We start from the raw sequence: 12,903 nt of genomic DNA, 5'->3' as shown, positions 1-12,903 counted from the left end.
CATGTGGTATTTCGCCTGGATACTGGGCCTTCCGCTGGCGGCGATGTTCGCCGTGCTCAATGCAATGTGGTACGAAATGGTCGACGGCGACGCGACGCCCGACAAGTATCTTTGATATGCGCAGGGGCCGGCAGCTGCCCTCGATGGTGCGCAGTGCTACACTGCGCACCATTGTTTTCACCGGACCCGCCTGATGACCACCACGCTTTCTTCCTTGCCCTACCGCGCCACCGCCGACGAGGCTTGCCAGTGGCTGCAAACGCAGACCGGCACGCCCTGGACCCTGGCGCGGCTGCTCGAAGCGGGCGGCTTGCCCTATGTCTGGCTCGATTATTCGGAACAATGGGCCGAGCTGTTCCATGACGGCGTGACGCGCTATGCGGCGCCGGTGGTGTTTATCGACGACAAGCGACACCTGGTCGCTGGCAGCAAAGATGTGTGGCTGCGTTTTACACGCGACTGCGGCAACCTGGCCATCGCCCTGAAGGATCAAGGCCTGCGCGCCAGCCTGGACGGACTGCATTTCCAGGAGCGCGACCTGCTGAAACTGGTCAAGGAATTGCTCAATCCCACTCCGGTCGAGCCTGAAACGCCTTTGGCGCCGCAGGAAAGCCTGAAGGGCCTGGAGCGCAGCGAGATCCTGCAAGCGTTTGCCGGCATCGGCAAGGTCAACCTGGAGCAGGGCATGCTGGCGGGCCAGGGCATCTTTGGCGACGATGGCGCCAGAGTGCGCAAGAATTCGCGCGGCGGCAAGAACAATTATCTGTGGAACCCGGTCACCCTGGCGTTCGGCCTGCACGATGTGCACCGCGTGCCGATGCCGCATTTGAAAAAGGCGTTTGCCACCCAGCCGCTGCTGCGGCCGTGGAAGGCGGCCTGGCTGGAATCGCTGGCGCTGCTGGGCGAATAATTTAGAACAGCTTGCCTTGCGCCAGGTCGACTTGCCGGGCGCGCCGCATGGCCAGGCCCGTCTTCTGCGCGTCCTGCTCGCTCGACAGGGCGATGCCTTCCAGCGCCAGCAAGGTCTGCTTGGCTTCCAGGCCGCCCGCGAAACCGGTCAGCGCGCCGGTGGCGCCGATTACCCGGTGGCAGGGGGCAATAATCGAAATGGGATTTTTCCCATTGGCCGCGCCGACGGCGCGCACGGCGGCAGGCCGGCCAATTTGACGCGCGATCTCGCCATAGCTGCGCGTCTGGCCGAACGGGATCGTCAGCAGCGCCTGCCATACTTGCTTCTGGAAATCGGTGCCCATAAAATCGAGCGGCACCTCGAACTGCTGGCGCATGCCGGCAAAATACTCGCGCAATTGCTGCTGCGTTTGCAGCAACACCGGATGCGCGCCGTCTTCACGCAGCTCGCCCAGGCGCACCCGTGTCGGCTGGTCGTCCTGCCACAGAATGGCGGCCAGCGCATCGCCGCGCGCCACCAGCGTCAGTTCGCCCACGGGCGAGGGCATGATCTTGCAGACACAGTGCATGGGCATTCCTTGTGAGCGGCGATAAGGTCCAGTTTATCAGCATACAAACACGTGTAGCATGCCGGCAGGGAGGATGTTGATGGAAAAAGTTGCCACTTATAAAGAAATCCGCGCGCTGGCCGTGCAACTGGCGCACGAGCGTTATCCGGGCGCGGTGGCGGCCGTGATCGGCGGCTCGTTTGCCACCGGGCGGCAGACGGCCAGTTCCGATATCGATCTGCTGCTGCTGTTCGAGCATGTGGACGCCGCCTGGCGCAGCACCCTGGTGTGGAAAGGTCGAACCGTGGAACTGTTCGCGCATGACCTGGCGACTTTCCGGTATTTTTGCCTCGATATCGACGCGCCTGGCGGCAAGGTGCCTTTGGTGATGATGGTGATCGAGGGCGCCAATATCGTGGCGCCGAGCACGCAATATGAAGAGTTGAGGACGCTGGCGCAGGCGATACACGCGGCCGGGCCGCCGGCGCTGACCGCGCAGCAATTGCAGCAGCGCCGCTACGCGATCACCACCGCGCTCGAGGACCTGGTCGATAGCCGTCATGCCGCTGAGGCGATGGCGGTGGCCTGCGGCCTGTACGGCATGCTGGCCGACCTGCATCTGCGCGCGGCTGGCCAGTGGAGTGGTGGCGGCAAGCATCTGTTTCGCCGCTTGCACGCGGTCGATGCGGCCATTGCCGTGCAACTCGACAGTGCCCAGCGCTTGTTGGTCAGCGACTTGCCGGCCGGCCAGCATGCGTATGCGCAAGTGGCTGCGGCGATACTGGCGCCGGCCGGCGGGCCCTTGCTCGAAGGCTACGACTTGCTGGCGCCGGCGTACTGGCGCTGTGACTGAGGACCGCCATTAGAACGTACTGCGTACGCTCAGGTTCACATTGCGCGGCTCGCCCCAGAACACGCTGTCATAAAAGCCGACATTGCGATAGTACTTTTTGTCGAGCAGGTTGTTGACGTTCAACTGCACGGTGGCCTTGCTGGTCAGCGCATGGCTGGTCATCAGGTTGACCAGCGCATAGCCTGCTTGCGCAATGCGCGCGGTGGTGCGCGCCGGTGGACGGCCGTACCAGGACTGGCCGTAGGTAGCGCTTTGCGCGGTGGCGCTGCCGCCCACTTTCAGGCCTTGCCAGCGGCCCTTGAAACGGTATGCTGTCGACACACGCAGCAAATGGCGCGGCTGGTTCGGCACGGCGCGCTTGCCGTCGGCTTCTTCGGCCTTCAGGAACGTATAGCCACCATTTGCCTCCCAGCCAGGGGCCAGCTGGCCCGAAACGTCGAACTCAAACCCCTTGGCGCTGACGCCTTCGCCATCGGCCACATAGGCCGAGCCGCCACCGGGCAACACAAAACCTTGCGGCACGGTGGTGTCGAGTTCGGCCAGGTTTTTCTTCCTGACTTTAAAGACGGCGGCCGACGCATTCAGCTTGCCGTCAAAAAATTCACCTTTGACGCCGGCTTCGAGGTTGTCGCCCGTTTCAGGGTCGAGGAAACGGTTGTTGCGGTCGCGGTTGGACTGCGGCGTAAACAGTTCGGTGTAGCTGGCATAGGTCGAGTAGTGTGGATTGATGTCGAACACCACCCCCGCATATGGCGTGATTTCATTGCGCGTTTCGGAAAAGCCGCTGCTGCCCGTGTAGTTTCCGCAGGTATCCCAGGCGCGCGTTTCGGTGCGGTAGTTGCTGCTGCGCGCGCCGATGATCACGTGCAGCGGGTCGGCCAGGCTCAGGCGCGAGGCCACGTAGCCGCCAGCCAGGCGCGTCATGTCGCGCGTGTAGGAGCCGTCTGGCGTGAACACGGGTTTCGGGATATTGCCGGTCCAGCTGCGGTAGTCGGGCACGGCGGCCGGATACAGTATCGTTGCTTCGCCGCCCAGCGACTTCGAATCGGTATTGCCGCCATTCCAGCCGATAATGGCCGTATGCTTGCGGCCCAGCAGTGAAAATGGTCCGCTGGCGTACAGGTCGAAATTGTCGGCCGTGCTCTTGCCTTCGCCCCAGGCGCCCGTCCACAGGCGCATGCCGGTGCCCGTTTGCGGATTCGGATAGCCGGCGCCCGCATAGGCCACCGTGGTGTTGTTGCTGCTTTCCGTGCGCGCATAGCCCAGGTGCAGCTTCCAGTTGCCGGGCAGGTGCTGGTCCAGCGCGGCGAACACCGTGTGCTGGTCGTTGGCCCAGGTGCTCCATGGCGTGCTCAAGCTGGTATTGCGTGGCAGGTTCGCCAGGCTGCCATCGGCATTCCAGTAGGGGACGGCGCCCCAGGTGGCGCCGGTCGGCGTATTGTTCTGGAAATCGATACCGGCCGTCAGCATGGTGCCTTGGCGCAAGTGCGCTTCCAGCACGGCCATGCCGACGGCCTTGCGTTCATGATACATGTCGAAATACGAATCGCGTTCCTGCCAGGCCATGGTGGCGCGGCCGCGCACGCTGCCATCCTGGCTGAGCGGGGTGGAAATGTCGGCTTCCAGCCGGTGATTGTTCCAGCGCCCCAGGCTGGCGCCGGCGCTGGCCTGGAAAGTTTTGGTGGGGCGCTTGCGTATCATGTTGATGGTGGCCGACGGGTCGCCCGTGCCGCCCATCAGGCCATTGGCGCCGCGCACCACCTCCACGCGGTCATACAGCACCGTATCTTGCAGCGGTGCATTCGAGCCGCGCGGCATGCCATCGACCTGGATATTGTTGATGCTGAAACCGCGCGCATAGAAACTGGTGCGTTCGCTGTCCTGCTGGCCCACCTGGATGCCGGTGGTCAAGCCCAACGCCTGGTCCAGGCGCACGGCACCGAGGTCGTCGAGCAGTTCGCGGGTGATGATGCTGACCGATTGCGGCGTTTCGCGCAGCGACAGTTCCATGCGCGTGGCGCTGCGTGCTTCGCCGCTGGTGTACGCACCCGTGCCTTCGGTCGTTTGCGCGGCCTGGCCGGTGATGGTGATGGCTGGCATGGTCGGCTCGGCGTCAGCTGCCTGCAGCGGCAGGCAGGCGCCGGCCAGGCCCAGCAGGGAAATGCGCAGCAGGCGTGGCAAGGGGAGCAGAGCGGGGCAGGTGTTGCGGGTGGTTGCGGCGTGTACAGACATGGTCATCCTGGCGTGGTGTCGTTGTGGGTGTCATCTCTCTTCTGGCGCTAGGCGCAGTGGCTGGTGGGGTGGCGTGTTGCTGCCCGGTCTGGCTTGGAGTACATCTATAAATTGAATGAGAATCATTAACAATATAAGGGATGTTGATTAAATAAGCCAGTATTTGCACCAAAAATGTGCGAAAAATATTGCTATCATGATATTTTTGGATGCTGTACGCTGTGCAAATGGTTCTGCGATAATGCATGCAGGATATTTGTCAGATGAAGGAATTTCATGCGTAAACAAATCGGGATCGGGATAGTGATCGCCTGTGCCGGATGCTTGTGCATTGTGTTGCCAGGCCAGGCACAGGAAGCGCCAGCGCTCGTGACGGCGCAACCGCAGCAGGAAACGCCGGCCGCGCCGGTTCCGGCACTGTCCCCATCGCCGGCGCATGAAGTTCCCGCCGCAGCAGCCGTAGCGGAACCGGGCGCGTCGGAACTGCTGCAAGCCACGCCCCAGTCGGTGACGGTCAAGGCCAGCAATCTGGCCACTGCGCCGCGCGTGCGCTTTACGGCGTACCGCGACAGCTATCTGACGGCAAAGAAAGTGTGGCAGGTATCGCGCGGCAATGTGGTGATGGCCTTGCGCCTGATTCCCGCCAAGCTCAGCGCTACCATCGACGATGTGCGCGTGGCCTTGCAGGGCGATGGCGCACCGATTGCAGTCAAGGTCGGCGAGGGCGGTGTGTTTATCGTGCCCATCAACGACGAGATCGCCGCCCAGGATGGCAGTTTCCTGGTCAACAAGGGCAAGGGGGAATTGACCGCCAGTATGGTGATCCAGCCGTCCGTGGCGCGCGACGCCTGGACGGTGGCGAGAGTGGCGCAGGTCTTGCACGACGCCAGGCTGGCGGTGCGCGCGATCACGCCGTGGTACAAGCGCCTGTTCACCACCGAGATCGAGTCGCTGGCCTTTTGCGCACCGGAGCGTGGCAGCGCCGTGCAGCTGGTGCAGGACCAGCAACTGATCGCGACCCTGCCCATGGATGACGTGGCCGTCAACGATATCAAGCTGCCCGTGTATTGCAAGAAATTCGATGGCGAAGACAAATACCCGGGCCAGTATCGCGTGGTGATGCCTGAACAGGCCACCGTGCTGCTGCTGTAAGGCGCTTAGTTGGGCTGGCGCTGCACCAGTTCCAGCGCCGCAGCCAGCGCCAGGTCCATCGTGGCCTGGTGAAACAGCAGCCACTGCGGCAGCAGGGTCAGCGCATGGCGGCCCTGTTCCAGGTCGCCCTCGTCGACGGCGGCCCAGGCGTGGTGCAGACCGCTCAGCACCCGCGCGTGCTGTTCGCGGTGGTTGGCCAGCGAGGGAAAACCGATTTCCTCCATCAGGTCTTCCTCTTCGCGGAAATCGCGTTCCACGGCCGCGATCAGTTCGCGAAAGGCCGTGCTGAACTGCCGGTCGCCCAGTTGCGACAGGCGCGCCAGTTCGTCAAACAGCGCTTCATGCGCCTCGTCGATGGCGGGGACGCCCAGCGCCATGTCTTGCTTCCATTGCGATGTCAACATGCCAACTCCTGTGTGGGCCTACGGTCGGGTTGACCGGTCCACTCCAGTGTGGGCGCGCCGAACACGGAAATCCATGATCTGGATCAAAATTACAATGGGATCAAACGCAGACAACCGGCATCTGCATCAGCGTTGCGGCCATCGCGACCACATCGCATGGGCATCGACATTCGGCGTTTGCAGCACTTGGGTCATGGAGGGAGTAGATCTGTGCAACACCACTGGCAGCAGCATCAGGGACGAGATGGCAAGGCAGGCCAGCACTTTGAGCGTCAACATGATCATCTCCCGGCAAGCCGGCGGCAGCGCGGGGATGCGGCGCCAGCCGGTTATCCAACGACATCATGCCTGCAGTGTAGGTCAACTGGCGATAAGTTCAACTTATTGCTGTGATGCACTGCACCAAGCTGTGCCGTGCCGCCGTCTATTTTGCCTTGCGGCTTTTGCGCGGCCTGCCCGCCGGCGGCAGCAAGGAATCGAACCACACTTGGGTCAGCTGCCGCGTGTTTTTCGCCGCTTCGCGCTTGATGGCGGCTGTCGCGTGGCCGCGCGCCGTATTGGCGACGCGGTTGGCGGCGCTCAGGTACATGCTCATCCAGGGGTTTTTCATGGCGCACCTCAAAGTGGAGAAGAGAACTCCACTGTAGGCCGATGGCGTGGCCTGACCGTGCGGCGCCCCACACAGGGCGCCGGGCTCCAGTCATGGTTTGTGCCACATCAATAAACATCGCGGCGGTAGCGCCCCTGGGCGCGCAGTTCGTCGAGTCCCTCCTGGCCCAGTACCTCTTGCAGCACTGCATCGACGCCGGCCGCCATGCCCTGCAGGCTGCCACACACGTAGATGATGGCGCCGTCCCGCAGCCAGGCGCCCAGTTCGTCGGCGGCGCTGCGCAGGCGGTCCTGCACGTATTCGCCAGGTTCGCCGTCGCGCGAAAAGGTGCGGTCCAGGCGCGCCAGGTGGCCGTCCTGCAGCCAGCTTTCCAGCTCTTGCGCGCAGATGCTGTCGACACTGTGCTGGCGCTCGCCGAACAGCAGCCAGTTGCGGCCAAGCCCCGCCTGCCGGCGCGCACGCAGGTGCGCGCGCAGGCCGGCCAGGCCCGAGCCGTTGCCGATATAAATGCAGGGTAGCTGCGTCAAGGCCGGCGCGAAGGCCGGGTTGGCCTGCAAGCGCAGGCGGATGGCGCTACCGAGCGGCGCGAACCGCGTCAGCCAGCCCGAGGCCACGCCATAGCCGCCGTTGGTGCCGCCCTGATGGCGTTCCTGGCGCACCAGCAACTGCAGCTCGCCGTCCTGCGGCATGGACGCCAGCGAATAGCTGCGCGGCGCATGCGGCACGCTGCCAGCGGCGTCCAGGCCTTCGCTGCCGTCGATATTACACGCGATGATTTCCGCCAGCGTGCCCGCTTCCCACTGCGCACCCACCGGACCGGACAAGCCGATTTCATACAGTTCGCCGCCCTGGCTGCCGGCATTGAGCAGTACGCGGCGCGTCAAGGTCCAGGCCTGGTACGACGCTTCTTCCTGGCGGCCGATGGCGTCGATCGGGCTGCCACTGGTGCGCGCCAGTGCCTGCGACCAGGCGTCGAGAGCCTGGGCATCGTGCTTGTCGACTTCGATCAGCGGGAACAAAGCGGTCGCGCCGAGAGCGCGCAGGCGCGCGTCCAGCACGTGGCCAAAGCCGCAGAATTCGGCGTAATGGCGGTCGCCCAGGGCCAGCACGCCGAACTCCAGGCCCGTCAAGTCAGCTGCCTTGCTGTCGCCCAGCAGGCGTGCAAAGCGGCGCGCGCCGTCGGGCGCTTCGCCTTCGCCAAAGGTGCTGGCAACGATCAGCGCGCGTTCATACTGGCGCAGTTGCGAGGGAGATAATTGATCGAGCGAGCGTACGTCGACCGGCACGCCGGCCTGCTGCAGGGCGCGCGCGCTTTCCAGGGCCAGCCTTTCGGCCTGGCCCGACTGGCTGGCGTAGGCCACCAGGGTCGGCAGGGCGCTGACATGGGGGCCGGGCGCGCCGGCGCCCAGCATGGCGCGCTGCGCGGCAACGGCCCGCCTGGCCTTGCGCCGGCCCAGATACAACATCCAGCCGGTAATGCCGAACAGCGGCATGCACAGGCTGGCGATGGTGACGATAATGCGTCCCGGCAAACCGAAATACGTGCCCATATGCAGCGGGTAAATCACGCTGACCAGGCGCGAACCCGTACCTTGCTGGCCGTAGCGCTTGTCCTCGGTGATGCTGCCGTCGGCGGGCAGGATGGCCATGGTGCTGCGCGCGCGGTCATGGGGCGCATCGGCCGCCAGCCAGGTGATTTGCACCGCCTCGCCGGCGCGTGCGGGCAGGCGCACGATGGCCAGGCTCCAGGCGCCGGCGCGCTGCTGGAAAGCATGCCAGGCGAGCGTGGTGTCGATTGCGGCGCGCGCGACCTGCGGTTTCTTCTCGCGTGCCTGTTCCGGCCGGGCCGGTGCTTGCGCCATGCGCGGCGGCTTGCCGGCCCAGGCGTCGATCTGGTCGCGCACAAAGTCGTAGCTCCAGTACACGCCGGTCAATGTCAGCATCACATACACCACCAGGCACCAGGTGCCGATCACGGCATGCAGATTCCATAAAAACGAGCGGCCTTTCAGGGCCGGATCGAACGTCAGCCAGGTGCGCCAGGCCAGCGGGCGGCGCGGCCAGCGCAGATACAGGCCCGACAGGGCCAGGCCCAGCAGGCACAGCGCCAGCGCGCCTGCGACCTGGCGGCCCGGCTCGCGCGGCAGCAGCAGCCAGCGGTGCAGGGACTCCGTCCACTCGAAAAAGCCGGCGCCTTGCAACGCCGGGCGCGTCGCGCCAGTGTAGGGGTGGACATAGACCGACTCGCCACGGCGCTGGCCCGCTTGCGGCGCAAACAACACGCGCGGCGCGGCGCCCGGCTCGGCATATACGGTGACGGAGGCGACACGCTGGCCATGGTCGGCGGCCGCCACGCTGGCCAGCTGGCCTGGCGTCAACGGCGCGCGCGTTTCCACTGGCACCTGGCGCACGCCGGGGTTCATTACATCGAGCAACTCATCCTTGAAGGAAATCGTCGCGCCCGAGATGCCAATGATCATCAGCACCGTGCCGGCCGTAATGCCGATAAACCAGTGCAGCTGGAACCAGATTTGTTTCCAGCTGGGCCAGTTGCGGCGCGTGGCGTTGCGCTGGCGCACGCCCGCCTTCGGCAGGGGCGTCGATGGCGTTGGCATGCTCGCGCGCGGCGCGGGCGTTGCGGCGATGGTCGGTGTACTCATGAATCGGCTTTCAGACGAAGGGTGGCGCTGACAACTGCAGACCAGGCCCACATCATATCGCAAATGAGAATGATTCGCGCTAATGCTTCGGCGGTTTTTTCCTGCCGCGACAGTGCCCGCGTGCTTGTCGCGCCGCGTTTTGCCATGCATACTGCCATTTTGTCCCGTGCGCAGGGCGGCACGCTGCCATCGCCGCGACGAAGGACTACAATAGCCGCCTGAATTCATACTCTCATCGATATCCCATGACCACATCGAACATCGCCATCACGCCTTCCGCCCACCCCCTGTCCGACGCCGAGCGCGGCGAGCGCATGAACAAGCCGGCCTTTGGCCGCGTGTTTACCGACCATATGGTGGTCATACCTTACCGCGACGGCAAGTGGCAACAGGGCGAGCTGAAAGCCTACGGCCCGTTGATGCTCGATCCGTCAGCCTCGTCGCTGCATTACGGCCAGGCCATTTTCGAAGGCTACAAGGCATTTGCCCAGCCCGACGGCAGCATCAGGACGTTCCGCCCGGAACAGAACGCCGAGCGCTTCAACCGCAGCGCCGCGCGCCTGGCCATGCCGGCCATTCCTGTCGACCTGTTCCTGGAAGCGGGCGACGCCCTGATTTCCATCGACCGCAACTGGGTGCCAACGAAAACCGGCGAGAGCCTGTACATGCGCCCTTTGATGATCGCCACCGATCCTTATCTGGGCGTGCGTCCGTCGGAAGAATACCTGTTCGTGCTGTTCGCCTCGCCTGCCGGCGCCTATTTCCCGCAAGGCGTGAAACCGGTCACGGTGTGGATCAGCGAAGACTTCGTGCGCGCCGCGCCGGGCGGCACAGGTGAAGCCAAGTGCGCCGGCAACTATGCGGCCAGCCTGATGGCGCAGTCGCAGGCGCAGGAAAAAGGCTGTGACCAGGTGGTCTGGCTCGACGCCGTGCACCGCGAATTCATCGAAGAGATGGGCGGCATGAACCTGTTCTTCGTCTACCAGGATGGCGAAAAAATCACGGTGGTGACGCCGGAACTGACGGGCACCCTGTTGCCTGGCATTACCCGCCGCAGCCTGCTGGAGATGGCCAAAGACCTCGGCTATGCCACCGAAGAGCGCAAGTTGTCGGTACAGCAATGGCGCGACGATATCGCCTCGGGCCGCATGACCGAAGTGTTCGCCTGCGGCACGGCCGCCGTCATCACGCCGGTGGGCGTGGCCAAGGCCAACGGCTTTGAAATGACCATCAACAACAACGAAAACGGCACCGTGACCCTGGCCCTGCGCGAGGCCCTGCTGGGCCTGCAGCACGGCACCAGGGCCGACACGCACGGCTGGATGCACACCGTCTGCTGATCTGCCGCAGTTGATCGCGTCCGCGCCGGCACTGTGTTGCCGGCGTTTTTACATCGTTCGAGGAATCCCATGCAACTGCGTTTCATATTGCCCGCCCTTGCCACACTTCTGTTGAGCCTGTCGAGCGGCCTGGTGCACGCCGCCGACGCCCGGTGCGCCATTCCGCGCAATGTCAGCTACGCCGATTACGACGTCAAGCCGTCCGACGAAAAAAATACCTGCTACAAGCAGAGCACCAATGTGCCGACCGACTACTTCATGCTGGCGCTGTCGTGGTCGCCCGGCTTTTGCGACAGCCAGCGCCGCCGTGGCGAAGTGTCCAGAAAAGCCGCGTTCCAGTGCGCCGACAACCAGCACTTCGGCTGGATCGTGCATGGCCTGTGGGCGCAGTCACGCAATCCGGCCAGCTGCGACGATCTTTCCGTTACGCCGCCGCGCAAGACGGAGCTGCATCCGCGCTATTGCAAGGGCAACCTGCCGAAACTGGCGCCGGCCGAGATACTGCCGTATATGTGCATGCAGCCCGGCGAAGCGCTGCTGCAGGGCGAATGGGAAAAGCATGGCGCCTGCGATTTCGGGACCGCCAAGCAATATTTCGAGAAGGAACGCGAGTTGTTCCAGGCCTTGACATTGCCCGACACCAGTATGCCGAAGAACGCGCTGTTCCAGTGGATGAAGGAACACAACCCGCAACTGAAGGGCCGCTGGCTCGGCTATGAAAAGCATAGCGGCGAGCTGCGCATCTGCTACTCGACAGATTTCAAAGTGATCGATTGCCAGAAATAGGCCAGCCATGATGAACTGGAACAGAACCGCGCCATTGATGGCGGGCGAAGACGGCTTGCCGCCGAAGGCGCGCGTGTGGGCCATGCTGTCGCTGGCCATCGGCGTGGGCATGGCCTCGCTCGACACGGCGATTGCCAATACGGCCCTGCCGGCGATCGCCAGCGAGCTGCACGCGACACCGGCGGCGTCCGTGTGGATCGTCAATGTGTACCAGCTGGCGATGGTGGCGACCCTGCTGCCGTTTTCGGCGCTCGGTGAAATCGCCGGCTACCGCCGCGTGTTTATCGCTGGCATGTTCTTGTTTACCCTGGCCTCGCTCGCTTGCGCGCTGGCCTGGTCCTTGCCCTCGCTGGTGGTGGCCAGGCTGTTCCAGGGTGTCGGCGCCAGCGCCATGATGAGTGTCAATACGGCGCTGTTGCGCGTGCTGTATCCCAAACATTTGCAGGGCCGCGCGTTTGGCCATAATTCGCTGGTCGTCGCCGTGGCCTTTGCCATCGGCCCCACGGCCGCTTCGCTGATCCTGGCCACCGCCTCCTGGCCCTGGCTGTTCGCCATCAATGTGCCGCTGGGCGTGGCCGGTTTTTTCGTCGCCAGCCGCATGCTGCCTGCCACCAGCTTGTCGGGCCACGTGCTTGACGCGCGCACGGCGCTGTACAACGTGGGCGCGTTTGGCTTGCTGATTTTATTGTTCGGCGACGCCGCCCACCACGCGCCCTTGAGCACCTTGCTGCCTGAGCTCGTCGCGGTGGTGATCTTCTTTATTTTGCTGCTGCGCCGGCAAAGCGGCCACCAGGCGCCGATGTTTCCCATCGACCTGTTTCGCCGGCCGCTATTTTTCCTGTCGTCGATGACGGCGATCTGTACTTTTGCCGCGCAAGGGCTGGCGTTTGTGTCGCTGCCGTTTTATTTCGAAGTGACCCTGGGCCGCTCGCCGATCGAGACGGGTTTCCTGATGACGCCGTGGGCGGTGCTGGTGGCGGTGATGGCGCCGGTTGCGGGCCGTCTCAGCGACTGCTATTCGCCGGGCGTACTGGGCGGCATCGGCCTGGCGGCGCTGGCTACCGGCCTGCTGACCCTGATCTGGATACCTGCCAGCCCGACCGTGTTCGATATCTGCTGGCGCATGGCGCTATGCGGCATCGGTTTCGGCTTTTTCCAGGCGCCGAACCTGAAAGCCATCATGGGCAGCGCGCCGCCGCAGCGCAGCGGCGGCGCCAGCGGCGTGGTCGCCACCTCGCGCCTGGTTGGGCAGGCCACCGGCGCCGCGCTGGTAGCGTATTGCTTTACGGTCTCGGCGAGCCTGGGCACGACCTATGCCCTGTGCCTGGCGGCCGGCTTTGCGGCGCTGGCCAGCATTGCCAGCTTTTCGCGCCTGGTGGTGGCGCAGCCGGCCGCGCACACCTGAACAA

13 protein-coding genes are annotated in these 12,903 nt (G+C 64.3%); 7 read left to right on the top strand and 6 right to left on the bottom strand.

The window, feature by feature from the left end; translation table 11 throughout:
• Window position 1: 1 nt before the first annotated feature.
• On the top strand, window positions 2-115 hold the full coding sequence (cydX, locus tag CD932_RS00860; protein WP_094440992.1) for a cytochrome bd-I oxidase subunit CydX: 114 nt from the start codon (window positions 2-4) through the stop codon (window positions 113-115).
• Between the two features lie 78 nt (window positions 116-193).
• The gene (locus tag CD932_RS00855) at window positions 194-910 is read left to right on the top strand and encodes a hypothetical protein (protein WP_094440991.1); all 717 of its coding nucleotides are present in this window, start codon (window positions 194-196) and stop codon (window positions 908-910) included.
• A 1-nt stretch (window position 911) separates the two neighbouring features.
• Here the strand turns inward: CD932_RS00855 and CD932_RS00850 are convergent, their stop codons facing one another.
• On the bottom strand, window positions 912-1,478 hold the full coding sequence (locus CD932_RS00850) for a methylated-DNA--[protein]-cysteine S-methyltransferase (RefSeq protein WP_094440990.1): 567 nt from the start codon (window positions 1,476-1,478) through the stop codon (window positions 912-914).
• A 79-nt stretch (window positions 1,479-1,557) separates the two neighbouring features.
• On the opposite strand from CD932_RS00850, the gene CD932_RS00845 reads away from it, so the two are divergent.
• Window positions 1,558-2,310 carry a nucleotidyltransferase domain-containing protein gene (locus tag CD932_RS00845; protein ID WP_176460835.1) on the top strand — a complete coding sequence of 251 codons (753 nt, stop codon included), beginning with the start codon at window positions 1,558-1,560 and terminating at the stop codon, window positions 2,308-2,310.
• Window positions 2,311-2,319: 9 nt separating this feature from the next.
• On the opposite strand, the gene CD932_RS00840 is transcribed toward CD932_RS00845, so the two are convergent.
• Complete coding sequence (locus CD932_RS00840; protein ID WP_176460834.1) at window positions 2,320-4,542, bottom strand: TonB-dependent siderophore receptor; 2,223 nt, start codon at window positions 4,540-4,542, stop codon at window positions 2,320-2,322.
• A gap of 276 nt (window positions 4,543-4,818) precedes the next feature.
• On the opposite strand from CD932_RS00840, the gene CD932_RS00835 reads away from it, so the two are divergent.
• Window positions 4,819-5,694, top strand: coding sequence for a hypothetical protein (locus CD932_RS00835; RefSeq protein ID WP_141213143.1), 876 nt, complete (start codon window positions 4,819-4,821; stop codon window positions 5,692-5,694).
• 5 nt (window positions 5,695-5,699) lie between these two features.
• Here CD932_RS00835 and CD932_RS00830 read toward each other — a convergent pair whose 3' ends face one another.
• The 4 genes from CD932_RS00830 to CD932_RS00825 all read right to left on the bottom strand — a co-directional run bounded on the left by CD932_RS00830 (window position 5,700) and on the right by CD932_RS00825 (window position 9,368).
• A complete protein-coding gene (locus tag CD932_RS00830) occupies window positions 5,700-6,098 on the bottom strand; it encodes a bacteriohemerythrin (protein WP_094440986.1) in 399 nt (132 codons plus the stop codon).
• Between the two features lie 126 nt (window positions 6,099-6,224).
• The gene (locus CD932_RS28630; protein ID WP_176460833.1) at window positions 6,225-6,377 is read right to left on the bottom strand and encodes a hypothetical protein; all 153 of its coding nucleotides are present in this window, start codon (window positions 6,375-6,377) and stop codon (window positions 6,225-6,227) included.
• Window positions 6,378-6,522: 145 nt separating this feature from the next.
• The gene (locus CD932_RS27980) at window positions 6,523-6,708 is read right to left on the bottom strand and encodes a hypothetical protein (protein WP_141213142.1); all 186 of its coding nucleotides are present in this window, start codon (window positions 6,706-6,708) and stop codon (window positions 6,523-6,525) included.
• Between the two features lie 107 nt (window positions 6,709-6,815).
• On the bottom strand, window positions 6,816-9,368 hold the full coding sequence (locus CD932_RS00825; protein ID WP_254926413.1) for a sulfite reductase flavoprotein subunit alpha: 2,553 nt from the start codon (window positions 9,366-9,368) through the stop codon (window positions 6,816-6,818).
• Between the two features lie 245 nt (window positions 9,369-9,613).
• On the opposite strand from CD932_RS00825, the gene CD932_RS00820 reads away from it, so the two are divergent.
• From CD932_RS00820 to CD932_RS00810, 3 genes are all read left to right on the top strand, one after another.
• Window positions 9,614-10,708, top strand: coding sequence for a branched-chain amino acid aminotransferase (locus CD932_RS00820; protein WP_094440985.1), 1,095 nt, complete (start codon window positions 9,614-9,616; stop codon window positions 10,706-10,708).
• Between the two features lie 69 nt (window positions 10,709-10,777).
• Window positions 10,778-11,494: a hypothetical protein gene (locus tag CD932_RS00815; RefSeq protein WP_094440984.1), complete on the top strand. Its 717-nt coding sequence runs from the start codon at window positions 10,778-10,780 to the stop codon at window positions 11,492-11,494.
• A 7-nt stretch (window positions 11,495-11,501) separates the two neighbouring features.
• Window positions 11,502-12,899, top strand: a complete 1,398-nt coding sequence (locus tag CD932_RS00810; RefSeq protein WP_094440983.1) for an MFS transporter — start codon at window positions 11,502-11,504, stop codon at window positions 12,897-12,899.
• The last annotated feature ends 4 nt before the right edge of the window (window positions 12,900-12,903 follow it).

Origin of the sequence: Janthinobacterium sp. PC23-8, from assembly GCF_002250505.1 — a bacterium.
Taxonomy (GTDB): Bacteria; Pseudomonadota; Gammaproteobacteria; order Burkholderiales; family Burkholderiaceae_D; genus Janthinobacterium.
Note: the sequence above shows the minus strand (reverse complement) of the source record. Positions and strands in the feature narration are given on the sequence as shown.

Excerpts from the sequence above, each read along its gene's own strand:
- CD932_RS00835 (WP_141213143.1), top strand. The coding sequence starts at position 4,819 with ATGCGTAAACAAATCGGGATCGGGATAGTGATCGCCTGTGCCGGATGC.
- CD932_RS27980 (WP_141213142.1), bottom strand. The coding sequence starts at position 6,708 with ATGAAAAACCCCTGGATGAGCATGTACCTGAGCGCCGCCAACCGCGTC.
- CD932_RS00820 (WP_094440985.1), top strand. The coding sequence starts at position 9,614 with ATGACCACATCGAACATCGCCATCACGCCTTCCGCCCACCCCCTGTCC.
- CD932_RS00850 (WP_094440990.1), bottom strand. The coding sequence starts at position 1,478 with ATGCACTGTGTCTGCAAGATCATGCCCTCGCCCGTGGGCGAACTGACG.
- CD932_RS00815 (WP_094440984.1), top strand. The coding sequence starts at position 10,778 with ATGCAACTGCGTTTCATATTGCCCGCCCTTGCCACACTTCTGTTGAGC.
- CD932_RS28630 (WP_176460833.1), bottom strand. The coding sequence starts at position 6,377 with ATGTTGACGCTCAAAGTGCTGGCCTGCCTTGCCATCTCGTCCCTGATG.
- CD932_RS00810 (WP_094440983.1), top strand. The coding sequence starts at position 11,502 with ATGATGAACTGGAACAGAACCGCGCCATTGATGGCGGGCGAAGACGGC.
- CD932_RS00855 (WP_094440991.1), top strand. The coding sequence starts at position 194 with ATGACCACCACGCTTTCTTCCTTGCCCTACCGCGCCACCGCCGACGAG.
- CD932_RS00830 (WP_094440986.1), bottom strand. The coding sequence starts at position 6,098 with ATGTTGACATCGCAATGGAAGCAAGACATGGCGCTGGGCGTCCCCGCC.
- CD932_RS00825 (WP_254926413.1), bottom strand. The coding sequence starts at position 9,368 with ATGAGTACACCGACCATCGCCGCAACGCCCGCGCCGCGCGCGAGCATG.
- cydX (WP_094440992.1), top strand. The coding sequence starts at position 2 with ATGTGGTATTTCGCCTGGATACTGGGCCTTCCGCTGGCGGCGATGTTC.
- CD932_RS00840 (WP_176460834.1), bottom strand. The coding sequence starts at position 4,542 with ATGTCTGTACACGCCGCAACCACCCGCAACACCTGCCCCGCTCTGCTC.
- CD932_RS00845 (WP_176460835.1), top strand. The coding sequence starts at position 1,558 with ATGGAAAAAGTTGCCACTTATAAAGAAATCCGCGCGCTGGCCGTGCAA.